A 26,278-nucleotide genomic window follows, 5' to 3' on the forward strand; every position below is an offset into this window, starting at 1 on the left:
AAAGAATGAACTTAGATTTTTCGGCGATTACGCCTTCCATACCATATATACTAAAAGGTTTAGAAGTTACTTTGAAAATTGTAGCAGTATCAGCTTTAGCAGGATTTATTTTAGGAACGCTATTAGCACTTTGTAAAATTGCTAGAATACGAGCATTAAATATAGCAGCAGATTTTTATACATCAATTTTTCGTGGTACACCCCTTGTATTGTAATTAATGATTATTTATTTCGGCGTCCCACAAATAATTGGTTATGAAATACCAGCATTCTTAGCTGCTGTACTTGCATTTAGCTTGAATTCAGGTGCATACATGTCAGAAGTAATTCGTGCTGGTATTCAAGCGGTTGATAAAGGACAAACAGAAGCAGCAATGGCTTTAGGGATACCGTACGGAAAAATGATGAGAAATATTATTTTCCCTCAAGCATTAAAAAATATATTACCAGCGCTTGTGAACGAATTTGCGACACTTACGAAAGAATCGGCTGTAGTAACAGTAATAGGCGCGACTGATTTAATGCGTCGTGCTTACATTGTAGGCGGTGAGACATTTAAATATCTTGAACCATTACTTTTTGTTGGACTGATTTATTATATGTTAGTCATTATTCTTACATTAGTCGGGAAGGCAATTGAAGGGAGAATGAAGAAAAGTGATTAAAATTGAAAACCTTCATAAATCATTTGGTAAAAACGAAGTATTAAAAGGAATTACAACAACAATTGAAAAAGGGGAAGTAGTCGCAATTATAGGGCCTTCTGGATCAGGAAAATCAACATTTTTACGTTGTATGAATATGTTAGAAGCACCAACGGATGGTCACATTTGGATTGGGACGGAAGAAGTAACGAATCCGAAAACGAATGTTATGCATGTTCGTGAAAATGTCGGTATGGTATTTCAGCATTTTCACTTATTTCCTCATATGACTGTATTAGAAAATATTACGTATGCTCCTATCAATGTAAAAGGGGTAACGAAGCAAGAAGCTGAAAAGAAAGCTGAGAAACTTTTAGAAAAGGTTGGATTAGTAGATAAAAAAGATACGTATCCAAATCGTCTTTCGGGAGGACAAAAGCAACGTGTAGCAATTGCAAGAGCGTTAGCGATGGAACCGGAAGTTATGTTATTTGATGAACCGACATCGGCGCTAGATCCAGAGATGGTGAAAGAAGTGTTAGAAGTTATGAAATCGTTAGTTACGACAGGAATGACGATGGCTATCGTTACACATGAAATGGGCTTTGCAAAAGAAGTGGCAGATCGTGTTCTTTTCTTGGACGGAGGAAAGCTTGTAGAAGATAGTGCGCCAGAAGAATTTTTTGCAGCGCCGAAAAGTGAACGTGCGCAACAATTTTTACAAAAAATATTGTAATATGAAAAGGTTATGTGAATAATAAGTAGAAAAGGATGACATTGTGTCATCCTTTTTTTATACTAGCTGTAAATACGTTTATACATATAGGAGTAATGATATGTTTAAAATTGGATATCGTACAGTAAAAACAGCAATAGGGACAGGTGCGGCAGTTTTTATTGCTCAGTTATTAGGGTTAGAATTTTATAGTTCAGCAGGCATTTTAGTTATTTTATGTGTACAAAATACGAAGCGCAAATCACTTCAAGTGTCGTTACATCGTTTTCTAGCGTGTGTATTATCAATGGCATTCGCGTTTTGTATTTTTGAAACGATTGGCTATACACCACTTGCGATTAGCATATTGTTACTTACATTTATTCCGACTGCAGTAATGCTTAAAATTCAAGAAGGTATTGTCACGAGTTCAGTTATTGTTATGCATCTATATTCATTGAAGCAAATTACATGGCTTATAGTTGGAAATGAAATTGCTATATTAACGATAGGGATTAGCGTGGCGTTATTAGTAAATATGTATATGCCGAGTAGTGAAAATAAGCTAAAAGAGTATCAGGATAAAATAGAGAATAATTTTAAAACGATTTTGTTTGAAATGGTTGTGTATTTACGAAATCGAGAAAGTAGTTGGAGTGGAGCAGAACTCATTGAAACCGAGAATATGTTAAATGAAGCAAGAGATTTATCGTTTAAAAAACTTGAGAATGCATTTATGCGAGAAGATGATTATTACTATCGTTATTTTAATATGCGTATGCAACAATTCGAAATTTTAGAGCGAATGATACCACTAGCAGCTTCTTTATCGTGGACATATGAACAAGCTGACATGATTGCAGATGTTGTTGAAAACATTGGTAATGCTATTAGCCCTGAGAGTACTGGCGTTATTTCCTTAAGGCAGCTTCAAGAAATGAGGGAATTATTTAGAGACATGCCATTGCCAGCTACACGCGAAGAATTTGAGATACGTGCGAAACTTGTTCAACTTGTGTATGAAATGGAACAATATTTACTCATTAAAAGTCGCTTTAAGGGAAAGGATAATATAAAAGAACTTATATAGAAGGTAGGAATTATCTATGCCGTATCTTCTCTCTATCATATTATGTCTTTCTTTATCGCCGATTTGGCCTCTTGGGGATAATCCACGTGCCGGAGATCCTTTTATTATTGTAAATAAAGCAACGAATAAATTAGCTTACATTGACGATGGAAAGATTCAAAAGGTTTTTCCAGTAGCGACAGGGAAAACGAATGAATTAACTCCAGAAGGAACTTTTGATGTTGTAATGAAAGCAAAGGATCCGTATTACATTGCGAAGGATATTCCAGGTGGATCGCCAAAAAATCCACTTGGGTCAAGGTGGATTGGATTTAATGCAAGAGGAACTGATGGAAGTAAATATGGAATACATGGAACAAACCAACCGAGTTCAATTGGAAAGTATATTTCACAAGGGTGTATAAGAATGAAGAAAAACGATGTGGAATATTTGTTTGATCGCATTCCAATTGGAACGAAAGTATGGATTGTGAAATCGAAAAAATCATTTCAGCAATTGGCAAAAGAAAAAGGAGCCGTTGCATATGAAAAAGCCAACAAAAAGGTTGGCTTTTTCTATTATAATAAGTTGTCTTGACATGTGTACATAACCGTGCGTTAATGAGAGTATAGAAAGATAAAATTAGATAAAGGGGTTGCTCATATGTACTTGAATCCAAAACTTTCGTATATGCAGTTTTTTATGGGATTTCTATTTGTTATTACATTCATATTGGCAACTTTTAATATATGTTCTTATCTTGTAGCGATTGTATGTATGGCATTACTTAATCTCACTTTTGTTATTGGGGCATTTCAGCAGAAACAATATACAAGTTTTGTAATAGCGCTTGTAATGTCATTTTCCTTTAGTATTGTAGCGATTGTGTTTTATATAAAATAAACCATCTCGATGTCGAGATGGTTTATTTTGTTATGTGTAAAAAGTAAAAAAAGGACGAACACATCGCTCTTTTTACCAAAACATACTCGCGCCAGCAAGTAATGTTGTTACAAGCATAGAAATTAGCATCACATAAACCATAACTTTTTGAGCTTTTTTATGCATCGTTATACCTCCTTGCAAATCAGTACAATTTCATTGTAACGAGAAATGAAATTATGGACAAGGGGAGAGTGAGGACAAAATTCGGGAGGGGATTGCAAAATATAACAGGAAATTTGAGAGTGTGTAGAGAATATAGTAAAAGGGTATATTGTTAATTTTTAGTTGGGCAAGCTGAAGAATGGAGATACGATGATGAAAATATACGAAACAGATCGTTTATACTTAAGGGAAATTGATGAGTCGTATGCTGAAACAGTTCTTCAATATTACGACAGAAATCGTGAATTTTTAAAAGCTTGGGAAGAGTATAGACCGGATGATTTTTTTACGCTAGATTATCAAAAGAAAAAGTTGCAAAAGGATAGAAAAGAGTTCGAAGAAGGGAAAATCATCAGACTATGGATTTTTAAAAAGGGTGATGATACGAAAATAATTGGGTGTATTTCATTTAATTTAATCGTTCGTGGCATTTATCAATCTTGTGTACTCAGTTATAAATTAGATAAAGCAGAGTTAAACAAAGGGTATACGACAGAAGCGCTTAGAAAAGCAATTCAAGTTGCTTTTGGGGAATTTCAGTTACATCGTATAGAAGCTCCGATTATGCCTCGTAATTTAGCATCTATACAAGTAGTAACGAAGATAGGTTTTCAATATGAAGGCGTGTCTAGGAAGATGTTAATGGTAAATGGCGTGTGGGAAGATCATATGCGCTGGGTATTGTTAAATGAGTAATAGAAAGCAGATGGTTATCTAGACATGTAAACCATCTGTTTTTTGTCTTGTATTTCGAAACTTTTGCGAAATTCTGTTATAATTAATAGTGTTACATACATAATGGTAGTGCAGGAGGCGCAGTCTTATGATTAATCAAGAACGTTTAGTAAATGAATTTATGGAATTAGTACAAGTAGATTCTGAAACGAAATTTGAAGCAGAAATCTGCAAAGTATTAACGAAGAAATTTACAGATTTAGGTGTAGAAGTATTTGAAGATGACACAATGGCTGTAACTGGTCATGGTGCAGGTAACTTAATTTGTACTTTACCAGCAACAAAAGATGGTGTTGATACAATTTACTTTACTTCTCATATGGATACAGTAGTTCCTGGTAATGGAATTAAGCCTTCTATTAAAGATGGATATATCGTATCAGATGGTACAACAATTTTAGGTGCGGATGATAAAGCTGGATTAGCATCAATGTTCGAAGCAATCCGTGTTTTAAAAGAGAAAAATATCCCTCATGGTAAAATTGAATTTATTATTACAGTCGGAGAAGAATCAGGTCTTGTTGGTGCAAAAGCATTAGACCGTGAGCGTATTACAGCGAAATATGGCTACGCATTAGATAGCGATGGAAAAGTTGGTGAAATCGTTGTTGCAGCTCCAACACAAGCGAAAGTGAACGCAATTATTCGCGGGAAAACAGCTCACGCTGGTGTAGCGCCGGAGAAAGGTGTATCTGCAATTACTATCGCAGCGAAAGCAATTGCGAAGATGCCACTTGGTCGCATTGACTCTGAAACGACTGCAAATATTGGACGTTTTGAAGGTGGTACACAAACGAATATCGTTTGCGATCATGTACAAATCTTTGCAGAAGCTCGTTCTTTAATCAATGAGAAAACGGAAGCACAAGTTGCTAAAATGAAAGAAGCATTTGAAACAACTGCAAAAGAAATGGGCGGGCATGCAGACGTTGAAGTAAACGTTATGTACCCAGGATTTAAATTTGCTGATGGCGATCACGTTGTAGAAGTTGCAAAACGTGCAGCTGAAAAAATTGGTCGTACACCTTCTCTTCACCAAAGTGGTGGCGGAAGTGATGCAAACGTAATTGCAGGACATGGTATCCCAACAGTTAACTTAGCAGTTGGTTATGAAGAAATTCATACAACAAACGAGAAGATTCCTGTTGAAGAATTAGCAAAAACAGCAGAATTAGTTGTTGCAATTATTGAAGAAGTAGCGAAGTAATGAAGTAGAAAAAGCGTGTAAATCAATTGTGATTTACACGCTTTTTATTTTGATTCGATTGCTTTGACAAGACGTATAAGCCAATATAAGAAAACCTATGGAAGTATATACGTTGTTGCTACATGTACTAGACGAAGGAATAATCCTAACGTATTCATATTGAAAATCTGAAGTAGTAAATAATTAATTGCAATGATTAATATAACTACAAGGAATGTATAGTTGAGTTTATCCCGCTATTTGCCGGACAGTAAGCTCCCTACCTCAAAATTCAGCGAAAGTAAAGAAGTTAGGTGGGGGCCCTGCTGCCCGCAAAAACCCGATTGGTGAGGGTTGATTAAAGTTTCACTTTATTAGTTGATCTCATCATAATCAGACCCTTTCACATATATATCCTCTTTATATCGATTATAAAAAAGAACAAGTAATTATTATAATTATTGTGCAAAATTTGATATAATGAAAGAACGAACGTTCTGATTAGGGAGTGAGTACTATGCGAGAAATGTATCCGAAAAATGGTCGTGTTATTTTACATGTAGATATGAATTGCTTTTTCGCATCTGTTGAAATTGCTCATGATCCATCATTACAAGGAAAGCCATTAGCGGTTGCTGGAAATGAAAAAGAGAGAAAAGGAATTATTATAACATGTAGTTATGAGGCGAGAGAATACGGCATACGTACGACGATGCCCCTTTGGGAAGCGAAAAGGTTATGCCCGCAATTAGTTGTAAGGCGTCCTAATTTCACATTATATCGCGAAGCTTCATTTCAAATGTTTCAAGTCCTTTCTCGTTTTACAGAAAAGATACAACCAGTCTCAATAGATGAAGGATATTTAGATATTACAGATTGCTACGCACTTGGTTCGCCTCTTGAAATAGCAAAGATGATTCAACAAGCACTATTAACAGAGTTGCAGCTTCCGTGTAGTATCGGAATTGCTCCAAATCTTTTCCTAGCAAAAACAGCTTCTGATATGAAAAAACCTCTCGGTATTACCGTACTTCGAAAACGTGATATTCCAGAAATGATTTGGCCACTTCCAGTTGAAGCAATGCATGGGATTGGAGAAAAAACAGCTGAAAAATTAAATGAAATTCATATACATACAATTGAACAGTTAGCGAAGGGAGACGAGCATATCATTCGCGCTAAAATTGGGAAGCACGGTATTGATTTACAAAAGCGTGCAAAAGGTACGGATGATAGGGAAGTGGATCCGAGTCAAATGGGCCAACATAAAAGTGTCGGTAACTCGATGACTTTTTCAAAGGATATGGATGAAGAGAAAGAATTACTTGATATGTTAGAACGGTTATCAAAATCAGTGAGTAAAAGATTACAAAAGCGAACCCTTGTCAGCTATAATATTCAAATTATGATTAAATACCATGATAGGCGAACAGTAACACGGAGTAAGCAATTGAAAAATGCAATTTGGGAAGAACGCGATATTTTTCAAGCAGCATCCCGTTTATGGAAGCAACATTGGGATGGTGATTCCGTTCGTTTACTAGGTGTTACAGCTACTGAAATAGAGTGGAAGACAGAATCGGTGAAACAATTAGATTTGTTTTCATTTGAAGAGGATGCGAAAAAAGAGCCACTACTTGCTGTCATTGATCAAATTAACGATAAATATGGAACACCGATTTTACAACGAGGTAGTCAACTACTACGTAAGCAAGAGAAGTCGTTTCAACAAAAGTTAGAAAATAAGTTTATGTAGAAGGTGTCATGAAGTAGTAAAATCATGACACCTTTCCTATTATACAGGTACCAAGTGATACGAGAGCATTTGTCCGTAACCCAGCCATTCCGTGTCTCCATTGTCTTTCCATTCCAATGCAAGCTCCTACAATAATTACGATAACTAATCTGAATACAATGTCGTACCATACCATCATGGTCACCTCCATAAATAAATATGTGTTATGTCTTTTAGAATGAGCGGGGAATACCCACTCATTCTTATTTTTACAACCAGCTATGAAACTTTTTAATATAAAGCTTTTTTAGGAATTGTGTTAAAAAAGCGTAGCCTAATAGTATTCCTACTAACCAAGGGAAGTAGTTAAGTGGAAATGCTTGTAAACCAACGGCTGCACCAAGTGGTGAGAATGGAATATAAATCCCGATTGCCATAATAAGAGCAGTTAATAAAACGACTGGTGTTGATGCAGTGCTTTGAATAAATGGAATCTTTTGTGTTCTTATCATGTGAACAATTAAAGTTTGTGTTAACAATCCAACGACAAACCATCCGGACTGGAATAATGATTGCTCGCTCGGTGTATTTGCACCAAATACATTCCACATGACTACGTATGTGATAATATCAAATATGGAACTAATTGGGCCGATACAAATAATGAAGTTTCGTAAGTTTGCAGTATCCCATTTTCGTGGTTTTTCTAGAAACTCTTTATCCATTTTGTCCCATGGAATAGAAAGTTGTGAAATATCATAAAGTAAGTTTTGAATTAAAAGATGAATGGCAAGCATCGGTAAAAAAGGAATGAAAGCACTTGCTACTAACACGCTAAACACATTACCGAAGTTAGAGCTAGCTGTCATCTTAATATATTTTAAAATATTTCCGAATGTAGTACGTCCTTCTAAAATACCTGCTTCTAATATAGTTAAACTTTTTTCGAGTAGAATAATATCGGAAGCTTCTTTCGCAATATCAGTAGCAGTATTAACAGATATTCCGACATCAGCTTCACGTAATGCTACAGCATCGTTAATGCCGTCTCCCATGTAACCTACAGTGTGTCCATTTCCTTGTAATGCGTGTATAATACGAGATTTTTGCATTGGATTAAGCTTCGCAAATACAGTCGTTTCTTCAGCAAGTTTTGCTAATGCTTTATCTGGTAAAGAATCAATCTCGTAACCGAGGATTGGTTCGCCGATATCTAATCCAACTTCTTTACAAACCTTTCTTGTAACAATTTCGTTATCGCCAGTTAAAATTTTCACTTGTACACCATGTTTTTGTAATGCTTGAATTGCAGCTGCTGCAGATGGTTTCGGTGGATCTAAAAAGCCGATATATCCAGCGAGAATCATATCAGTTTCGTCTTTTACTGCGTACTCTGTATCATTTATTCTTCTATCTTTTTTATAAGCCACAGCAATAACCCGCATACCTTCACTATTTAGTGTCTCACTTAGTTTTTTGACATTTGAACGTATTTCCTCGGTGAGTGGAACGATTTTTTCATCCACTTCAGTGTAGTTACAAATTGATAAAATTTCTTCTACGGCACCTTTACAAACCATTGTATGTTCACCTGAAATATCCTTTACGATAACTGACATACGCCGGCGGGCGAAATCGAATGGAATTTCATCTAGCTTTTGAAAAGCTGATGGATTAAATTTATTGTTTTCCTCTGTATGCTTAATAACAGCTTTATCTATTAAATTTTTCAATCCAGTTTGATAGAAACTATTTAAATAGGCAAATTGCAAGACGCGATTGCATTCATTTCCCTTGGGATCTAAGTGACGAACAAGGACCACTTTATCTTCTGTTAAAGTTCCGGTTTTATCTGTACAAAGAATGTTCATAGCACCTAAGTTTTGAATAGAATTTAGCTGTTTTACAATTACTTTTTGTTTAGACATGTTAACGGCACCTTTAGCTAAATTAGCAGTTACAATCATTGGTAACATTTCAGGTGTAAGGCCAACAGCGACGGCAATAGCGAAGAAGAAAGCTTCTTGCCAATCTCCTTTTGTGAATCCATTAATGAGAAGGACAATAGGTGCCATAATAAGCATGAATGTAATTAAGAGCCAGCTTACTTTGTTTACACCTTTATCAAAGCTTGTTTCTACACGCTTTCCAATTACCTTATTTGCTAAAGAGCCGAAATACGTATCGGTACTTGTTGAGATGACAACAGCTTTTGCGCTACCACTTACAATATTTGTTCCCATGAAGCAAAGGTTTTCCATATCGAGTGGATTGTAATTTTTTTTCATGTTTTTCGGTAAGATATGCTTATTTTCTGTATGGTAGCAGTGTTCGTATTTTTCTACAGGAAGTGCTTCCCCTGTCAAAGAAGATTGATTAACAAATAAATCTTTAGCGGATACAACACGCACATCAGCTGGAACGATATCACCAGCTGAAAGGGAAATAATATCGCCAGGTACAAGTTCCTCAATTGGAATTTCTGTTGTGTAATTTCGGTTTAAATTCTTTACATTTTTTGTTTCATGTACAAATCCATTTATTCTAAATACGCTCGCAGTTGTTCGAACCATAGCTTTTAACTTATCGGCAGCTTTTTGAGAACGAAATTCTTGGGAAAACCGAATCGTTGCACTAAGTAGGACCATTACAGATACGACAATCGTTCCTTGCATATCATCTGTGAAAAAGGAGAGTGCTCCAAGAGCTAATAAAACGAAAATAAATGGATTTTTAAATGCCAATAGAAATTGAATGTACCACGGCGCCATTTTATTATGAGCTATTTCATTCGGACCATATAAAGAAAGTCTACGAGACGCTTCTTGTTTAGATAATCCACCTTGTGTTGTTTCTAAAAGTTTTAACGCAGAGCTTACATCTTGTGTTGCAACCTCCACTAATAATTCGTTATTTGTTTGCATGCTATCTTGCTCATAAGCATGCTTTGTTTCTTGTCTTTGTAAATTAAACATCGGTAGTTCCTCCTCTGTCATGAAGGAGGAAACAATCTGTTACCTAACTATTTGAAATGGTGAGGAACAGTTTCTTTCCTACCTACATGATGAAATATGAATGTAAAACGTATGGGTATCTGGGCCGAATCATCAATTGCCAACTGTTCCTCACCTCCGTACAATTTAGTAGTTTCTGAATATGCTATGTTTGTTTCATAGTAAGGTGCATATAGACGTAAAAAGACCTTTACTCAAAACGAGTAAAGGTCTGAATTCGCAGTTAAAAGAGTCCACAACAAAGACTGTTAGTAGACATAAATAAAAACAGTTTTTGTGTATGACAAAATACATGCACCTCTCCCTCGTTGAGTTTTAGCACTGTATAGCATAGGTACTGAAACCAGCTACGTTAAAAAAGGCCTTCATTCCGACCTTTCCTGTTGACCCATTGGCGTCTCTCGACATTTTTGGGCAGCAGCGTTTCTCTATACAGGAGCCTCACCTAACAGAGACCATATTCAATTACATGTTGAATGTTAGCAATGGAAAATCGTAGTGTCAATATCTTTTTTATCTGTGTTTTTAAAATATTAAACGGATTTATAATAGATATGTGGGATGAAATGCATGATATTGATTATGAATAATATGGAAAAATATTTTTATAAAAGGGGAATTTGTAATGGGACCACAAAATTTTATTATAAATATTGAGAATCAAAAATGGTTGTTTAATGAGCATGAAGATTTATGTTCTCATGGAGAAATATATTTAAATGTGGCTGGAACGATTATTACGCAGACAGGTATGGATGAGGAATGGGGAATAAGTGAATCAGCTTTAGCTTTGTTACGAACTTTAGATAAAGAATATATTTGTGATATTGAAAATGAAGCGGGGCTTATTTTGCACGGATGTGGCACTATGCTAATGTTAGGATGCCCAATTTCAATTCATTGGACTATAAATCATATAGGTGAAAACGTGATTTTAAAGGACTTTGTCAAAGTTATTTCTACTAATCAAAAGGCTATATACTATGAAGGACTTCATATAGAATTGAATGAAAATGAATATAGAAAACAAATTGTTTCTTTTGCACTACAAGCAAAAGAATTATTTAATAAATCAAGTGAAAAGATAATTTCAAATGAGTTTGAGCGAAGTATGTATACCGACTTTTGGACGGAATATGATCATTTGTTAAATAAGTATAAATAAAAAAGCACTGTAACCAGTGCTTTTTTATTATAGATTACGAGATTGTAGGGTTTTCAAAAATAACAATTTCTGAACTGTTTGTAGTTGAAACACGTTGGGCGTAATATGTTAAAGCTGAAGAAATATATGCTGGTAACGTATCATTTGTATGTGATGTTGTATATTCATGGATTAATTCCTTTAAAGTTGTCCATTCTAATTGTGCGGGGTGATCAGACACGAAAGAACTTACCCAGCGATCAAATGAAGATGAAAAATCAGTTTGTAAACGAAATACTTCTTTCATAATAAAACGCTCCCTTAAAATGTAGTATAATCATTTTACCATAAAACACGAACAATGGCTAAGTTTTTTAAGTATAACGTTCGTGTTATATAGTTGTCTAGATGATTGGTTATGTAAATTCAATTTGCCATTTGAAATAACATTCCGTAAGATGAGAGATAGAGTATATTTAGAGCTGGAGGAAAGAAAGTGGAATTTGTATTTTTAGGAACTGGTGCAGGTGTTCCTTCAAAAGGAAGGAACGTTTCAGCAATTGCTTTACAATTGTTAGAAGAACGAGGACAAACTTGGTTATTTGATTGTGGCGAGGCCACGCAACATCAAATATTACATACATCTGTACGTCCGCGCCGCATTGAAAAAATATTTATTACGCATTTACATGGCGATCATATTTTTGGATTGCCTGGTTTATTAGGTAGCCGTTCATTTCAAGGAGGAACTACGCCTTTAACGGTGTATGGACCGAAAGGAATTAAACAATTTATTGAAGTGGCATTATCGGTAAGTACGACACATGTGAAATATCCACTTGAAGTTGTGGAGATAACAGAAGAAGGTACCGTATTTGAAGATAATGAATTTTATGTAGAAACGAAAAGATTGTCACACGGTATAGAATGTTTTGGATATCGTATTGTAGAGAAAGATATACAAGGTGCTCTTTTAGTTGATAAGTTGCTTGAGATGGGTGTGAAACCAGGTCCAATCTTTAAACGTTTAAAAGATGGTGAAGCAGTTGAATTAGAGGATGGCACGATATTAAATGGAAATGAGTTTATCGGCCCACCTCAAAAAGGGAGAATTATTACTATCTTAGGTGATACGCGATATTGCGAAGCGAGTAGGGAGCTTGCGCAAGATGCAGATGTACTTGTCCATGAAGCGACTTTCGCAGCAGAAGATGAGCAACAAGCGTATGATTATTTTCATTCTACATCTAAGCAAGCTGCGAGCATTGCACTTCAGGCAAATGCGAAGCGACTAATATTAACTCACATTAGTTCTCGCTATCAAGGAGATACATATAAGGAATTATTGAAAGAGGCTAGAGAGTTGTTTTCTAATACAGAAATAGCGACGGATTTGAAATCATTCCCAGTAGAAAAATGATAATTTTATAAAAAATGGTAACGGCGGGTTACCATTTTTTTATGTCTAAAAAAATTTAAAAATAAAACTGTTATTATTTTATACTTATACTTGGATGATACAGAAAATTAGGATGGTTTGAATATATAGGATAAAAATACGAAATAATAATTATTTAGAAAAACTGTTATATAAGTCAGATGACATACAAGTGATACAAATAGCAGAAATGGACTTTTATTCAGAACTTTTAAAATTCAACAAAAGTAAGCGTTTTATAAAAAACAAGCTATAATGAGGGCAGATTATAATTTATGATAAGTCACATGTATTTTAGTCATTATCGTAACAAGTGAAGTTGACTAAATCATGAGAGAGTAACACGAGAATTATAATAGGAAAGATATTACTATTATTTGTCATAAGTCTTTTTCACTTTTTAGCTAAACGATATGATTAGCGAGTGTATCTATTGCAAGTTCCTTAGTTGAAGCTTTTTATTAATAAGGTGGTGGAGATTTAATTGGTATACCACTCTTTAAAAGAGTTCAGAACATCAGCAGGTAGTCTAGGTGGAATAGCGGATGCAAATTTAGTTGCATTAGCAATGGTTATATCACTTGTTTATGCTATGCTTGCAATGGCTTCTGTGTTAAACTTTGGATTGCTACCAGACTTTATTGTGGATTATCTTGTATCATTTTTAAATGAAAATAATGCTAAGGTTCTTATGTATTATGATAACTGGTATTATTTCAGGTTATATTGAATTACTTTTATTCAAAAACTATCCAATTCGTATAGCAGAACAAATTCGTGGTACAACTGGAAAAGCGACAGATGTAGCAGCTTAATAGAATAGTAGAATAAATTTTTTTCATAGAGGTTTAGGGGGAGTTATGATGAAGTATCGCTCAGTATTTGATATTATCGGTCCAGTTATGATTGGACCATCAAGTTCACATACAGCAGGCGCGGCAAGAATGGGGCAAGTTGCTCGCCAGCTGTTTCGTCATGAACCAGAAAGAGTAAGCATTTCGTTATATGGATCATTTGCAAAGACGTATCGTGGGCATGGTACGGATGTAGCGCTAATCGGTGGAATATTAGGATTTGAAACAGATGACTTACGTATTCCAGAGGCGCTAGAAATAGCAAAAGAGCGCGAAATTGAAGTGGAATTCATTGAAGAAGATGCCAATGCACCTCATCCAAATACAGCGAGAATTCGTTTGTATAAAGGTGAAGAGGAAATTGAAGTTGTTGCTTGCTCAATTGGTGGCGGTAAAATTGAAGTTGTAGAGTTAAACGGATTCGATCTTCAATTATCAGGCACGAGCCCAGCACTACTTATTGTAAATAACGATCGCTTCGGTGCTATTGCAGCGGTAGCTTCAATCCTTGCGAAACATGAGATTAACATTAGTACGATGAGTGTATCTCGTAAAGAAAAAGGAAGAAGAGTGCTTATGGTCATCGAAACAGATGAATTATTAGCAGATGAAGTAATTGAAGAAATAAAAGCGCAACAAAATATTTGTCAAGTAACTATTATGGAATAATTGCAGGGGGGACACACCATGTTTCGGAACGCAGCGGAACTAGTGGCGCAAGCTAAAGAACAAAATGTAAAAATCGCAGAAATTATGATTCAATGTGAAATGGAAACAAGAAGTATTTCACGTGAAGAAGTAATTGCTGGTATGGAAAAGAACTTAGTAGTGATGGAGCAAGCAGTAGAACGTGGTATTCGCGGCGTGAAATCACCAACTGGTTTAACTGGTGGAGATGCTGTAAAAGTTCAAGCGTATATGAAGAGTGGAAAAGGCTTATCTGGAGATACGATTTTGGATGCAGTAAGCAAAGCTGTTGCAACAAATGAAGTAAACGCAGCGATGGGAATTATTTGTGCAACACCAACAGCAGGGTCTGCTGGAACAGTGCCAGGTGTACTATTTGCACTAAGAGAAAAATTGCAACCTACACGTGAAGAAATGATTGAATTCTTATTTACAGCAGGAGCTTTCGGTATGGTTGTTGCGAATAACGCTTGTATTTCTGGTGCGGCAGGAGGATGCCAAGCTGAAGTTGGTTCAGCAAGTGGAATGGCGGCTGCAGCTGCAGTTGAGATGGCTGGTGGAACACAAGATCAAGCAGCTACAGCGATGGCAATTTCATTAAAGAACATGCTTGGTTTAGTGTGTGATCCTGTTGCAGGACTTGTAGAAGTACCTTGTGTAAAACGTAATGCAGCAGGAGCTGCAAATGCGATGATCTCAGCAGATTTAGCATTAGCTGGTGTAACGAGTACAATTCCATGTGATGAAGTAATTGAGGCAATGTTTAGAATCGGACAAACGATGCCAGTAGCACTTCGTGAAACAGCAGAAGGTGGACTTGCAGCAACGCCGACTGGTCGTCGCCTGCAAGAAGAGATTTTTGGGAAGAACAATAACTAAGTGTAATTATAGAAAAAGGAGCTCAAATAAACTTGAGCTCCTTTTTCTATTTTTCTTTTGTTAGTTGTTCTAATGTTTTTCCAAGATTATGTGATCGTTTCGTTGCCTGTGTAATACAAGAAATAAGTGCTTGTTGAAATTTATGTTCTTGTAATACTTCAATACCTGCTTCGGTAGTTCCACCAGGAGAAGTAATTTCCTTTCGCAAAATAGAAGGGTGTTTGTCACTTGCTTTTAGCATTTCAGCAGCATCAATCATCGTTTGAAGAATAAGTGATTTTGCAACATCTTCTTTTAAACCAATTTTTGTTGCAGCTTCTTCCATAGCTTCCACTACGTAATAAATATAAGCAGGTCCACTTCCGGATAATGCAGTGACAGCATGCATATCTTCTTCCTCTACAACAGAGACGAGACCAATCGTTTCAAATAAAGATGTTGCAGTGCGAATATGTTCCGCTGTTGCATGTTTTGAAGGGGAGATAGCGGTAGCTGATTTTAAAATGGCTGCGGATGTATTTGGCATTGCACGAATAATTGGAACGTCTTTTTGAAGTAGTTTTCTAATTGAGTGAGTAGAAACACCTGCTAGTAATGAAATAATAAGCACGTTATTATTTATGTATTCTTTAAAAGGGGTAAGCGCCTCTGCAACATCCTTTGGTTTCATTGCTAGAAAAAGAATATTTGCATCAGTAAGTAATTCTTTTTTATTATGAGTACCTTTTACACCGTATTTTTTATGTAGCTCTTGTAATCTTGTCTCGTTAGAACGATTACTTACAGTAATTTGTTCACCTTTAACGACATTTGCATGTAACAAGCCACCAATAATAGCTTCGGCAATAGAGCCTGCACCGAGAAAGGAAATGTTTTGAATAGACATGATGTTCCTCCTTTAATTTTGGTTAGAAATTCTTATAAATGTACATACATTCGTTTTTTTATAGGAAACACCTCTTTTTATCTGAAAATAATGACAAATATATATAGAAGTTGTAAACTGAAGAAGTATTCATTTTTGAACCGGAAAGAGACAGGGGGGCTAAGCATGACGGCGATTCACCGAATGGAGATTCCTGTACCATTTGCAGTGGAAACTGTGAATGTGTTTTTAGTTGAGGGGGAGACATTAACATTAATTGATACAGGGACGAATACAGAAGAGGCAAGGAATGCGTTAGAAAGTCAATTAGGTGCATTAGGACATACGATAGAAGATATTGAAACAGTAGTCATTACGCATCATCATGCAGATCATTGTGGACTTTTAAATATATTTTCTGAGAAGACGAATATTATTGGACATCCTTGGAAGGAGCCTTGGATCACACAAAATCCAGAATTTTTAAAGCGGTATCATGAATTTTTTAGAGAGACGGCCTTACAGTTTGGTGTGCCAGCAGCATTTTTGAAAGACGAGTCGTTATTGACGACGAGGACACTTAAATATTCTTGTAATAGATCGTTAACGCATACTGTGAGAGAAGGAGATCGTATTGATTCTTTGCCTGGATTTATAGTAATTGAAACACCAGGTCATGCTTCTACTCATATTTCTTTATATAGAGAATCTGATGGAATATTAATTGGTGGAGATGCTCTCATCAGTCATATTTCTTCGAATCCAATACTAGAACCACCATATGAAGGGCAAACAGAACGGGCACGCCCATTACTACAATACAATCAAACATTACAGCGTTTAAGCGAAATGAATATTTCACGCATTTTATCAGGGCATGGGGAAGATGTTCTAAATGTGAAACAACTTATTGAAACGAGATTACAAAAGCAAGAAACACGTGCTTTTAAAGTACTTGAGTTATTAAAGGAAAAACCAATGACAGCATTTGAAGTATGTGTAAAACTATTTCCGGTATTATATAAAGAACAATTACCACTTACTATTTCAGAAACGGTTGGACAATTGGACTATTTAGCATATAATCAACAAGTGATGATTGATGAGTCATCGCAACGATTGATTTATTATGCAAAGTAGGTGACAGCAATGACAGGACGTTTACAAAATAAAGTAATCGTCATTACAGGTGCTTCTAGTGGGATTGGTGAGCAAGTTGCAATGCAAGTTGCAGCACAGGGAGCGACTCCAGTATTAATGGCTCGAACAGAAGAGAAACTACAAGCGTTAGTAGACAAAATTAAAGAAACTTATAATACGCCTTGCTATTATTATGTATTAGATGTAAGTGAAGAGATGGAAGTACAGTCTGTTTTTTCAAAGGTATTACAAGAAGTGGGACGTATTGATATATTAGTAAACAATGCGGGATTTGGTATTTTTAAAACGTTTGAAGATGCGTCAATGGATGAAGTGAAAGATATGTTCCAAGTAAATGTATTTGGATTAGTAGCATGTACGAAAGCGGTACTACCTTATATGGTAAACAAGAACGAAGGACATATTATTAATATTGCTTCCCTTGCCGGAAAAATTGCAACTCCGAAATCAAGTGCGTATGCAGCAACGAAACATGCTGTATTAGGATTTACGAATAGTTTACGCATGGAATTAGCGAATACAGATATTTATGTTACAGCAATTAATCCAGGTCCGATAGATACAAACTTTTTTGAAATAGCGGATCAATCTGGTACATATGTAAAGAATATGGGACGTTACATGTTAAAACCAACATACGTAGCAGAACAAATCGTAAAGTCGATGCACACGAAAAAACGTGAAGTAAACTTACCGAAGTGGATGGGAATTGGCCCGAAACTTTATGCTTTATTCCCAGGTTTATTTGAACGTGTAGCAGGTAAATCATTAAGTAAAAAATAGGAGATTTCCACATGGAAATCTCCTATTTTTTATTGTTTTCCAGTCACATAATCATAAACAATATCCTCAATCTCCTCGTATAAATCAATTTCAATATTTGAATGAGTCACCGTTTGAATATGTTTCACTAGCATTTCCTGATCTTCTTTTGATATTGGACTGCATTGATATTGCTGAAAACTTTTTATAATCATTTTCTCAATTAATTTTTCGTTCATATTTTTTCCCGCCTGTATGTACGTATGTATTGTTTTATTGTACTTGAAGTGAAATAAAAAAACTACTATGCACTATTTCTGTATAAAAATTCGGTTGTGTATATTGTTTTTCTAGTAAAATTAAGTTTTTTAAGTTTGTAAAATTTATAAATATTTAATTGACTCTATAAATATACAATATTATAATCATACTTAATTTAAAGAATCGATTTGAGGAGGAACTTATGAAAGTCGCAATTATTGGAGCCACTGGATATGGGGGCATTGAGTTAATTCGTTTATTAGAACAACATCCATATTTTTCTATAGCATCCCTTCATTCTTTTTCACAAGTTGGTGAGTGTATAACAAATGTATATCCGCATCTTCGAAATGTCCTCGTTCATACGTTACAAGAAATTGATGTGGAGACAATAGGGAAAGAAGCAGAAATCGTATTTCTAGCAACACCAGCAGGAGTATCGGCGGAGTTAACTCCCAAGTTATTAGCAGAAGGTTTAAAAGTAATTGACCTATCTGGAGACTTTCGTATGATAGATCCTTCGTCATATGAACTGTGGTATAAAAGGCCAGCAGCGAAAGAAGAAATTCTTAGAAAAGCAGTGTATGGGTTAAGTGAATGGAAAAGGACTGAGATTCAAAAGGCAAATTTAATTGCAAACCCAGGATGTTTTGCTACAGCCACATTGCTAGCGATAGCACCGTTAGTACGTAGTAGCAGGATTGAAGAAGATTCGATTATTATTGACGCGAAATCAGGGGTAACAGGAGCAGGTAAAACACCAACAACAATGACTCATTTTCCTGAGCTATACGATAACTTACACATCTATAAAGTAAACCAGCATCAGCACGTTCCAGAGATTGAGCAAATGCTTACAGAATGGAATAGTGAATTACAGCCAATTACATTTAGCACACATTTAATACCGATATCACGAGGAATCATGATTACACTTTATGCAAAAGTAAAACAAAAGATGGAAATAAAGCAACTTCAAAAATTGTATGAAGAAACGTATGAACAATCGCCTTTCATCCGAACTTGTACGCAAGGGAAATTTCCAAGTCCAAAAGAAGTGAGAGGCTCAAATTATTGTGATATTGGCATAGCTTACGATGAAAGAACAGAAAGAGTTACGGTCGTTTCTGTTATAGACAATATGATGAAAGGCGCGGCTGGGCAAGCGATTCAAAATGCAAACATAATAGCGGGACTAGAAGAGACAACAGGTTTACAACATATGCCGCTTTATCTATAAGGGGGACATGATGATTAAAGTAGCGTCTATTACAAAATTAGAAAATGGTTCAATTGTAACGCCGAAAGGCTTTTCGGCAATTGGTACTGCAAATGGTCTGAAAAAGGATTTAGGGGCAATCGTTTGTGACGTACCAGCATCATGTGCCGCTGTGTATACAACGAATCAAATACAAGCAGCCCCTTTACAAGTAACGAAGGATAGTATAACGGCAGAAGGGAAGTTACAAGCAATTATCGTTAATAGTGGAAATGCAAATGCTTGTACTGGAATGCAAGGATTACAAGACGCATACGAGATGCGCGCATTAGGGGCGGAACATTTTGGGATGAAAGAAAATTACGTTGCAGTAGCTTCAACAGGTGTAATTGGTGTTCCACTGCCGATGGATATAATCCGAAAGGGAGTTGCAACTCTTATACCGACGAAGGAAGAAAGTGAAGCATATTCTTTTTCTGAAGCAATTTTAACGACGGATCTCATAACGAAAGAAACTTGCTATGAAATGATTATTGATGGGAAGAAAGTGGCGATTGCGGGTGTTGCAAAAGGTTCAGGGATGATTCATCCGAATATGGCAACGATGCTTAGTTTTATTACGACAGATGCTCATATAGAGCATGACGTATTGCAAACAGCATTATCACAAATAACGAATCATACATTTAATCAAATTACGGTGGATGGAGATACTTCTACGAATGATATGGTCATCGTTATGGCAAGTGGATTATCAGAAACAAGGCCGATAAATATGGAACATACAGATTGGGAAACTTTCGTATGTGCTTTACAGAAGGTATGTGAAGATTTAGCAAAGAAAATTGCGCAAGATGGTGAAGGCGCTACAAAGTTAATAGAAGTAAATGTGCTAGGAGCTCAAACGAATGAAGAGGCAAAAAAAATTGCAAAGCAAATAGTCGGTTCGAGTCTTGTGAAAACAGCAATACATGGTGAAGATCCAAACTGGGGGCGAATTATTAGCAGTATTGGACAAAGTGAAGTAGCTATTAATCCGAATACAATTGACATTACTCTTCAATCTATATTGGTATTAAAAAATAGTGAGCCTCAAACATTTTCTGAAGAAGAAATGAAAGAGAGATTACAAGAAGATGAAATAGTCATTAATGTGTATTTACACTTAGGAGAAGAGACAGGATCAGCTTGGGGCTGTGACTTAAGCTATGAATATGTGAAAATAAACGCTTGTTATCGTACATAAGGAGAGAGAAGATGAGCGAATATATTGTAGTGAAATGCGGCGGTAGTATGTTGAATCAATTAAAAGCTGTGTTTTTTGAATGTATAAAGAAATTGCAACAGAAGTATAAAGTAGTGATTGTTCATGGTGGTGGGCCAGAAATTGATGCCAAATTAAAAGATTGTAACATCAACGTAGAAAAAAGAGATGGATTACGCGTAACACCAAAAGAAGTTATGGATGTTGTTCAAATGGTGCTATGCGGAAGTACGAATAAAAAACTCGTAATGAATTTACAAAAGCATAATTTACTTGCGGTAGGTTGTTCAGGATGTGACGGCAATTTACTTCAAGTTCAACCTGTCAGTGAAGAGATAGGATATGTGGGGGAAGTAAGTTATGTAGAAACAGCCTTATTAAAAGGATTAATAAATATGGAGTATATTCCTGTTATTGCTCCAATCGGGGTAAATGGTAATGAAGTTTATAACATAAATGCGGACAATGCTGCAGCTGGGATTGCGGCTGCGTTAGGGGCAAAAGAGCTTATTTTTATTACGGATGTAGATGGAATATTACATGAAGGGAATTTGGTAAAGGAAACGGATGAATCTGAAATTGCTACTTTTATAGAAACAGGTGTTATTACAGGTGGGATGATTCCGAAAGTACAGGCGGCACTAGCATCATTAAAAATGGGAGTGCAAAAGATAAGTATTGTGAATGGTACAAAAGATTTTACTGAGGTTACGGGAGAGTGTATTGGAACGACGGTAACGAAAGGTGTGAGTATTGCATGACGAGTCATCTTTTTCAAACGTATGGCAGAAGAACTATTGAGTTTGTAAAGGGAACTGGAACGAAAGTTATTGATAATAACGGTAAGGAATATTTAGATTTCACATCAGGAATTGGCGTATGTAATTTAGGACATTGTCACCCTACTGTTCTCAAAGGTGTACAAGAGCAACTTGATGATATATGGCATATATCTAACCTGTTTACAAACAGCTTGCAAGAAGAAGTTGCGTCATTATTAACAGAAAATAGAGCATTAGATTATGTGTTTTTCTGTAATAGTGGGGCAGAGGCAAATGAAGCAGCTTTAAAGTTAGCACGTAAGCATACTGGAAAATCTCTCGTCGTAACATGCCAGCAGTCTTTTCACGGTAGAACATTTGGAACGATGAGTGCAACGGGCCAAGATAAGGTAAAAGAAGGATTTGGTCCATTACTTCCATCTTTTTTACATATCCCTTTTAACGATATTAAAGCATTAGAGGAAGTCATGAATGAAGAAGTTGCGGCGGTAATGGTAGAAGTTGTTCAAGGAGAGGGAGGAGTAATACCTGCTGATCTATCTTTTTTGAAAGAGATTGAAACATTATGTAATAAGTTCGGTTCCTTATTTATTATAGACGAAGTACAAACGGGGATAGGAAGAACTGGAACACTATTCGCTTATGAACAAGTGGGAATAGAGCCTGATATCGTTACCGTTGCAAAGGCGCTTGGGAATGGGATTCCTGTCGGAGCGATGATTGGCCGGAAAGAGCTCGGAGCGTCGTTTACTGCAGGATCACACGGTTCAACTTTTGGCGGGAATTACATCGCGATGGCTGCAGCGAAAGAAGTATTGCAAGTAAGTAAAAAACCATCGTTTTTAAAAGAAGTACAAGAAAAAGGCGAGTACGTATTAGAGAAGTTGCAAGAGGAATTACAGCATGTCGAATGTATTCAAAATATACGTGGTAAGGGGCTTATGATTGGGATTGAGTGTAAGCATGAAGTTGCAAGTTTTATAGAACAACTAGAAAACGAAGGACTTATCGTATTACAAGCAGGCCCTAATGTTATAAGACTATTACCGCCACTCATTGTCACGAATGAAGAGTTAGAACAGGCAGTATATATAATAAAAAAAGTAGTTTGTACAAAAAACGTATCAATCATATAAGGGGGAAGTTTCATGTCAACTGTACAAGTACCGAAATTAAATACGAAAGATCTTTTAACACTAGAAGAATTAACGAAAGAAGAAATTATTTCTTTAATTGAGTTCGCTATATATTTAAAAAAGAATAAGCAAGAGCCTTTATTACAAGGCAAAATATTAGGGCTTATTTTTGATAAGCATTCCACTCGTACTCGTGTATCTTTTGAAGCGGGAATGGTACAACTCGGGGGACATGGTATGTTTTTAAGTGGGAAAGAGATGCAAATGGGAAGAGGAGAAAGCGTTTCAGATACTGCAAAAGTATTATCGCAGTATATTGACGGGATCATGATACGTACATTCTCACACGCGGATGTAGAAGAGCTTGCAAAAGAATCGAGTATTCCTGTTATTAACGGTTTAACGGATGATCATCATCCTTGTCAAGCATTGGCAGACCTTATGACGATATACGAAGAAACAAATACATTTAAAGGAATAAAATTGGCTTACGTAGGTGACGGCAATAATGTATGTCATTCATTGTTGCTAGCGAGTGCAAAAGTTGGAATGCATATGACTGTTGCAACGCCTGTAGGATATGAACCGAATGAAGAGATTGTAAAAAAAGCGTTAGCGATTGCCAAGGAAACAGGAGCTGAAATTGAAGTTTTGCATGATTCTGAATTAGCGGTGAATGAAGCAGATTTCATTTATACTGACGTTTGGATGAGCATGGGGCAAGAGGGCGAAGAAGAGAAATATACTTTATTTCAACCTTACCAAATCAATAACGAACTTGTTAAGCATGCGAAGCAAACATATCGTTTCTTACACTGTTTACCTGCCCATCGTGAAGAAGAAGTAACAGGAGAAATTATAGATGGACCGCAGTCTATCGTCTTTGAGCAAGCTGGTAATCGATTGCATGCTCAAAAAGCGTTATTAGTGAGTTTATTTAAAAATGTAGAAGAGCCTTCCTAAAAGGGAGGTTTTTTTATATTAAAATGTCGGATGTATATTTGGTTAACCATTTCGATATCATTTATAATAAAAGAGAAAATTAAATTTGTTTTTCAGAGTGTGTAAGGACATACTACATATAAAAATATAGTTAAAGAGATGATGAGGGTGAAAACAACTAAGAAAACATATTCGTTTGTTCAGCGGATGTGGAGAATATTAAAGTTTCAATATTATAAGTTGCTTCGATCGCCAGAAGGCGCAAAGAAAGTATCGTTAGGGTTTGCTATAGGATTCGGCTTAGAAATGTTAGTCATTTATACGGCATCGCTCGTATATGTAATATTTTATCCAATCGTCAGGTTAGCAAAGGGATCTTTTCCTGCGGCAGTTATTGGCAATATTATTGGGAAAATATCGTTTCTCCCAGTATTTTTATTTCCGCTTGCGTATGCGCTAGGAAAAATGATTTATCCATTTCATGTACAGAAAATTCATCATGAACCATTTACCATATCGGACTTGTTTTCAAGTCACATTTTTACGATATTAAAGAGCTTATTACAAAGTGAAGTGTATGTATTAATTGGAATGACGATTTTAGGAGTTGTGTTTGGTCTCATTTCATATTTCGTTGTGCATTATTTATACGAAAAGAACCGTAAGTTACGTTTGAAGAAAAGGAAGAAACGAGTGAGAGAACCACTTGTACAATTATAAACAATGTCACATTCATTTTCTCCTTTGAATATGTTTAAGAAAAAGGAGGAGAGGATAATGTATTATTATTACGTACCTCAAGTATATCCATATGTAAATTATTATCCGGTTTATGATACGAGTAGACAACACGAATTATATCGGCAACAACAATTACAGCAATTATCACAAATACCACAATTACCAACACAACAGCCTACACAGGAAAAAAAACCATATTTAACAACATGGCCATATTCCAATGTATACTATGGTAACTATTACGAATCATAAAGCTGCTTCTATTTAGAAGCAGCTTTATACGTTTGTTTTCAAAATTAAATTTTGAATGGTTTGAAGAGAATGAATGAGCTTTTCGCGTTCTTCCTCAGATAATGTTTGGAAATTTTCTTTTAGTTTGTCTAAAATGAATTGCTGATACTGATTTACTAATAATTTCCCTTCAGCTGTTAGGGAAATTAAAATGACCCGTCGATCTTTTTCGCTATAATGACGCTCTATTAGTTCTTCTTGAATAAGTTTGTTTAATAGAGGTGTCATGTTAGGCCGTGAAATCGCTAGCCGCTTGCCGATTTCGGAAACTGCTAATGTGCCGTTTTCATGCAAAAGCAGTAATACTTGTGTATGTGATGGCGGCATATGTCTTTGAGAAGAAAATTCTCCAGGAAGCATAAATTTGCGATAAAAAAGAGGCACTAGCGAAAGAAGATGATCAACAATACGTTCCCACTCGCGTGATTCCATATAAAGGCCCCCTTCCACTATCATTGTAACAAAAAAGACATGTTATAAAAATAGAATTGTTTCATGGCCGCTTTAATATTTGTAGGATAACACTTGCTTTGTAAATGTATTGGCAATAATTGCATAGCCGTTATCATTTGGGTGTACTTGGTCAAATAATAACTCTTTTTTATCATTCGATATTAATTTGCGAATTGGTAAAACGATAGATGGTTGATTTGCTTTGGAAATGGAATAAACAGATTCGTTCCAGCCATCTAAAAACATATCTGCATAACTTGCGATGGAGTCATCGAGTTGTAACGGGTTATAGAGTTCTGAGAGAATGAGTAAAGCGTCCGGATTTTGATCTCGAACTGTCTTTACAATACTTTTTATATCCGCTTCAAAATGGGCTTTTTCTTTATTTAACATTTTTATACCATCTATAACACCAACATCACGATTTAAACGAAATAAATTATTTCCTCCAATATTAATTGTAATTATATTTGCTGCTCTAATTTTTTCCTTTACATCTTCTGATTGAACTTTTTTAGCGAGACGATCTGTTGTAAGACCGTTTACCCCAAGGTTTTCTACTGTAATTGGTTTGTGAATTTGTGCTTCTATTTGCTTAGAAGCTAATTCAGCAAATCCACCTTGTGTCGATCCATATCCTTTAGCGAGTGAATCACCTAATACAAGATGATAAAAAGATTCGTTTGTTTGCTTATCAATCCAATTTGGGGCAGATGTTTTTTCTGTTTTTTCTTCAGATTCATTTTGTTTTGTCTCGTCGTTCTTTTCAAAATAAGAATAAGAAATGATCAGAAGGAGGAGACAAACAATTGTTAAGATGACTTTTTTCATAAATTCATCCTCTTTGTAATTGGTAATTGTATCATATTCAGCAGTATTAGCAATGTAAGGGCATATTATATGTTTATGAAAAGTTTATAATAACTTTACAGAAAATTTGTTGAAGTTTGTCAAAAAATATTGACGATAGGAAAGAACTTTATATATGATAATGTCAGATAAGGTGAAACTTTAATTAGTGGGAGCTTTATTTCCTATTAATTAATAGTCTTCATCAATCGGGCGTTTAAGGGGACTACTCGTTAGCGCAGGGTGAAATGAAAATTGTGTCTCTAATAGAAGAAAAAAGGTATGTGGTTAGAGACAGATAGGGATTCATTTCATTATTTCTGGTAATTGTATAAGGGGGATTT

Annotated in this window: 28 protein-coding genes, 2 pseudogenes and 1 riboswitch; of the genes and pseudogenes, 22 read left to right on the top strand and 8 right to left on the bottom strand. The window is 35.7% G+C overall.

Annotated elements, in window-relative coordinates:
• The first annotated feature begins 5 nt into the window (after positions 1-5).
• The 5 genes and pseudogenes from MR169_RS08555 (at position 6) to MR169_RS08575 (ending at position 3,332) form a co-directional block, all read left to right on the top strand.
• Positions 6-665 (top strand): annotated as a pseudogene (locus MR169_RS08555) (amino acid ABC transporter permease).
• Positions 658-1,380, top strand: coding sequence for an amino acid ABC transporter ATP-binding protein (locus tag MR169_RS08560; protein WP_000590202.1), 723 nt, complete (start codon positions 658-660; stop codon positions 1,378-1,380). Before MR169_RS08555 ends, MR169_RS08560 begins: the two are co-directional and overlap by 8 nt.
• Positions 1,381-1,480: 100 nt before the next feature.
• Positions 1,481-2,449, top strand: coding sequence for an aromatic acid exporter family protein (locus MR169_RS08565; protein WP_000472665.1), 969 nt, complete (start codon positions 1,481-1,483; stop codon positions 2,447-2,449).
• Between the two features lie 16 nt (positions 2,450-2,465).
• Complete coding sequence (locus MR169_RS08570; RefSeq protein WP_016118615.1) at positions 2,466-3,026, top strand: L,D-transpeptidase; 561 nt, start codon at positions 2,466-2,468, stop codon at positions 3,024-3,026.
• Between the two features lie 66 nt (positions 3,027-3,092).
• The gene (locus tag MR169_RS08575; RefSeq protein WP_000281167.1) at positions 3,093-3,332 is read left to right on the top strand and encodes a DUF3894 domain-containing protein; all 240 of its coding nucleotides are present in this window, start codon (positions 3,093-3,095) and stop codon (positions 3,330-3,332) included.
• A 72-nt stretch (positions 3,333-3,404) separates the two neighbouring features.
• Here the strand turns inward: MR169_RS08575 and prli42 are convergent, their stop codons facing one another.
• Positions 3,405-3,497: a stressosome-associated protein Prli42 gene (gene prli42 / locus MR169_RS08580; protein WP_000549040.1), complete on the bottom strand. Its 93-nt coding sequence runs from the start codon at positions 3,495-3,497 to the stop codon at positions 3,405-3,407.
• Positions 3,498-3,686: 189 nt separating this feature from the next.
• Between prli42 and MR169_RS08585 the strand changes: the two genes are divergently transcribed.
• The 3 genes from MR169_RS08585 to MR169_RS08595 all read left to right on the top strand — a co-directional run bounded on the left by MR169_RS08585 (position 3,687) and on the right by MR169_RS08595 (position 7,213).
• Entirely contained in the window at positions 3,687-4,232 is a 546-nt protein-coding gene (locus MR169_RS08585; RefSeq protein WP_001987197.1) for a GNAT family N-acetyltransferase, read from the top strand.
• 127 nt (positions 4,233-4,359) lie between these two features.
• Positions 4,360-5,478 carry a tripeptidase T gene (locus tag MR169_RS08590; RefSeq protein WP_242319263.1) on the top strand — a complete coding sequence of 373 codons (1,119 nt, stop codon included), beginning with the start codon at positions 4,360-4,362 and terminating at the stop codon, positions 5,476-5,478.
• A gap of 496 nt (positions 5,479-5,974) precedes the next feature.
• A complete protein-coding gene (locus MR169_RS08595; protein WP_001208856.1) occupies positions 5,975-7,213 on the top strand; it encodes a DNA polymerase IV in 1,239 nt (412 codons plus the stop codon).
• 40 nt (positions 7,214-7,253) lie between these two features.
• On the opposite strand, the pseudogene MR169_RS08600 reads toward MR169_RS08595, so the two are convergent.
• Both MR169_RS08600 and mgtA read right to left on the bottom strand, forming a co-directional pair.
• Positions 7,254-7,388: pseudogene (locus tag MR169_RS08600) on the bottom strand (MgtC/SapB family protein); the annotation flags it as partial.
• A 73-nt stretch (positions 7,389-7,461) separates the two neighbouring features.
• On the bottom strand, positions 7,462-10,167 hold the full coding sequence (gene mgtA / locus MR169_RS08605) for a magnesium-translocating P-type ATPase (protein WP_206905213.1): 2,706 nt from the start codon (positions 10,165-10,167) through the stop codon (positions 7,462-7,464).
• A gap of 331 nt (positions 10,168-10,498) precedes the next feature.
• Positions 10,499-10,666, bottom strand: a riboswitch (M-box (ykoK) riboswitch).
• Between the two features lie 165 nt (positions 10,667-10,831).
• Between mgtA and MR169_RS08610 the strand changes: the two genes are divergently transcribed.
• Complete coding sequence (locus tag MR169_RS08610) at positions 10,832-11,371, top strand: hypothetical protein (protein ID WP_016118611.1); 540 nt, start codon at positions 10,832-10,834, stop codon at positions 11,369-11,371.
• Positions 11,372-11,405: 34 nt separating this feature from the next.
• Here MR169_RS08610 and MR169_RS08615 read toward each other — a convergent pair whose 3' ends face one another.
• Positions 11,406-11,657 carry a DUF3932 family protein gene (locus MR169_RS08615; RefSeq protein WP_000665709.1) on the bottom strand — a complete coding sequence of 84 codons (252 nt, stop codon included), beginning with the start codon at positions 11,655-11,657 and terminating at the stop codon, positions 11,406-11,408.
• A gap of 189 nt (positions 11,658-11,846) precedes the next feature.
• Between MR169_RS08615 and rnz the strand changes: the two genes are divergently transcribed.
• From rnz to sdaAA, 4 genes are all read left to right on the top strand, one after another.
• On the top strand, positions 11,847-12,770 hold the full coding sequence (rnz, locus tag MR169_RS08620; RefSeq protein WP_000397453.1) for a ribonuclease Z: 924 nt from the start codon (positions 11,847-11,849) through the stop codon (positions 12,768-12,770).
• A 502-nt stretch (positions 12,771-13,272) separates the two neighbouring features.
• A complete protein-coding gene (locus MR169_RS08625; protein ID WP_016118609.1) occupies positions 13,273-13,518 on the top strand; it encodes a hypothetical protein in 246 nt (81 codons plus the stop codon).
• A gap of 133 nt (positions 13,519-13,651) precedes the next feature.
• A complete protein-coding gene (gene sdaAB / locus MR169_RS08630) occupies positions 13,652-14,311 on the top strand; it encodes an L-serine ammonia-lyase, iron-sulfur-dependent subunit beta (protein ID WP_242319264.1) in 660 nt (219 codons plus the stop codon).
• 18 nt (positions 14,312-14,329) lie between these two features.
• Positions 14,330-15,208, top strand: coding sequence for an L-serine ammonia-lyase, iron-sulfur-dependent, subunit alpha (gene sdaAA, locus MR169_RS08635; protein WP_000489461.1), 879 nt, complete (start codon positions 14,330-14,332; stop codon positions 15,206-15,208).
• A gap of 46 nt (positions 15,209-15,254) precedes the next feature.
• Here sdaAA and proI read toward each other — a convergent pair whose 3' ends face one another.
• A complete protein-coding gene (gene proI / locus MR169_RS08640; RefSeq protein WP_242319265.1) occupies positions 15,255-16,094 on the bottom strand; it encodes a pyrroline-5-carboxylate reductase ProI in 840 nt (279 codons plus the stop codon).
• A 165-nt stretch (positions 16,095-16,259) separates the two neighbouring features.
• Between proI and MR169_RS08645 the strand changes: the two genes are divergently transcribed.
• Entirely contained in the window at positions 16,260-17,213 is a 954-nt protein-coding gene (locus MR169_RS08645; protein ID WP_242319266.1) for an MBL fold metallo-hydrolase, read from the top strand.
• Between the two features lie 9 nt (positions 17,214-17,222).
• Positions 17,223-18,017 (top strand): SDR family NAD(P)-dependent oxidoreductase, encoded by a 795-nt coding sequence (locus MR169_RS08650; RefSeq protein ID WP_000147791.1) that lies wholly within the window; start codon positions 17,223-17,225, stop codon positions 18,015-18,017.
• A gap of 29 nt (positions 18,018-18,046) precedes the next feature.
• On the opposite strand, the gene MR169_RS08655 is transcribed toward MR169_RS08650, so the two are convergent.
• Complete coding sequence (locus MR169_RS08655; RefSeq protein WP_001003222.1) at positions 18,047-18,235, bottom strand: YqzH family protein; 189 nt, start codon at positions 18,233-18,235, stop codon at positions 18,047-18,049.
• Between the two features lie 224 nt (positions 18,236-18,459).
• On the opposite strand from MR169_RS08655, the gene argC reads away from it, so the two are divergent.
• From argC to MR169_RS08690, 7 genes are all read left to right on the top strand, one after another.
• A complete protein-coding gene (gene argC / locus MR169_RS08660) occupies positions 18,460-19,497 on the top strand; it encodes an N-acetyl-gamma-glutamyl-phosphate reductase (protein WP_144574517.1) in 1,038 nt (345 codons plus the stop codon).
• A gap of 10 nt (positions 19,498-19,507) precedes the next feature.
• Positions 19,508-20,722 (top strand): bifunctional glutamate N-acetyltransferase/amino-acid acetyltransferase ArgJ, encoded by a 1,215-nt coding sequence (gene argJ, locus MR169_RS08665; protein ID WP_242319267.1) that lies wholly within the window; start codon positions 19,508-19,510, stop codon positions 20,720-20,722.
• Between the two features lie 11 nt (positions 20,723-20,733).
• Positions 20,734-21,501, top strand: coding sequence for an acetylglutamate kinase (gene argB, locus MR169_RS08670; RefSeq protein ID WP_016118601.1), 768 nt, complete (start codon positions 20,734-20,736; stop codon positions 21,499-21,501).
• Complete coding sequence (locus MR169_RS08675; RefSeq protein ID WP_033694206.1) at positions 21,498-22,658, top strand: acetylornithine transaminase; 1,161 nt, start codon at positions 21,498-21,500, stop codon at positions 22,656-22,658. Before argB ends, MR169_RS08675 begins: the two co-directional genes overlap by 4 nt.
• A gap of 12 nt (positions 22,659-22,670) precedes the next feature.
• Positions 22,671-23,621: an ornithine carbamoyltransferase gene (argF, locus tag MR169_RS08680; RefSeq protein ID WP_000108854.1), complete on the top strand. Its 951-nt coding sequence runs from the start codon at positions 22,671-22,673 to the stop codon at positions 23,619-23,621.
• A gap of 138 nt (positions 23,622-23,759) precedes the next feature.
• Entirely contained in the window at positions 23,760-24,320 is a 561-nt protein-coding gene (locus MR169_RS08685) for a DUF2062 domain-containing protein (protein WP_206905210.1), read from the top strand.
• A 57-nt stretch (positions 24,321-24,377) separates the two neighbouring features.
• Positions 24,378-24,593, top strand: coding sequence for a hypothetical protein (locus tag MR169_RS08690; RefSeq protein WP_016118598.1), 216 nt, complete (start codon positions 24,378-24,380; stop codon positions 24,591-24,593).
• 24 nt (positions 24,594-24,617) lie between these two features.
• Here MR169_RS08690 and MR169_RS08695 read toward each other — a convergent pair whose 3' ends face one another.
• Both MR169_RS08695 and MR169_RS08700 read right to left on the bottom strand, forming a co-directional pair.
• Complete coding sequence (locus tag MR169_RS08695) at positions 24,618-25,064, bottom strand: MarR family winged helix-turn-helix transcriptional regulator (RefSeq protein ID WP_000445819.1); 447 nt, start codon at positions 25,062-25,064, stop codon at positions 24,618-24,620.
• A gap of 72 nt (positions 25,065-25,136) precedes the next feature.
• Positions 25,137-25,916 carry a GDSL-type esterase/lipase family protein gene (locus MR169_RS08700; RefSeq protein ID WP_000755850.1) on the bottom strand — a complete coding sequence of 260 codons (780 nt, stop codon included), beginning with the start codon at positions 25,914-25,916 and terminating at the stop codon, positions 25,137-25,139.
• Positions 25,917-26,278 lie beyond the last annotated feature (362 nt).

The organism is Bacillus cereus group sp. BfR-BA-01349 (genome assembly GCF_022663795.1).
GTDB classification, from domain to species: Bacteria; Bacillota; Bacilli; order Bacillales; family Bacillaceae_G; genus Bacillus_A; species Bacillus_A cereus.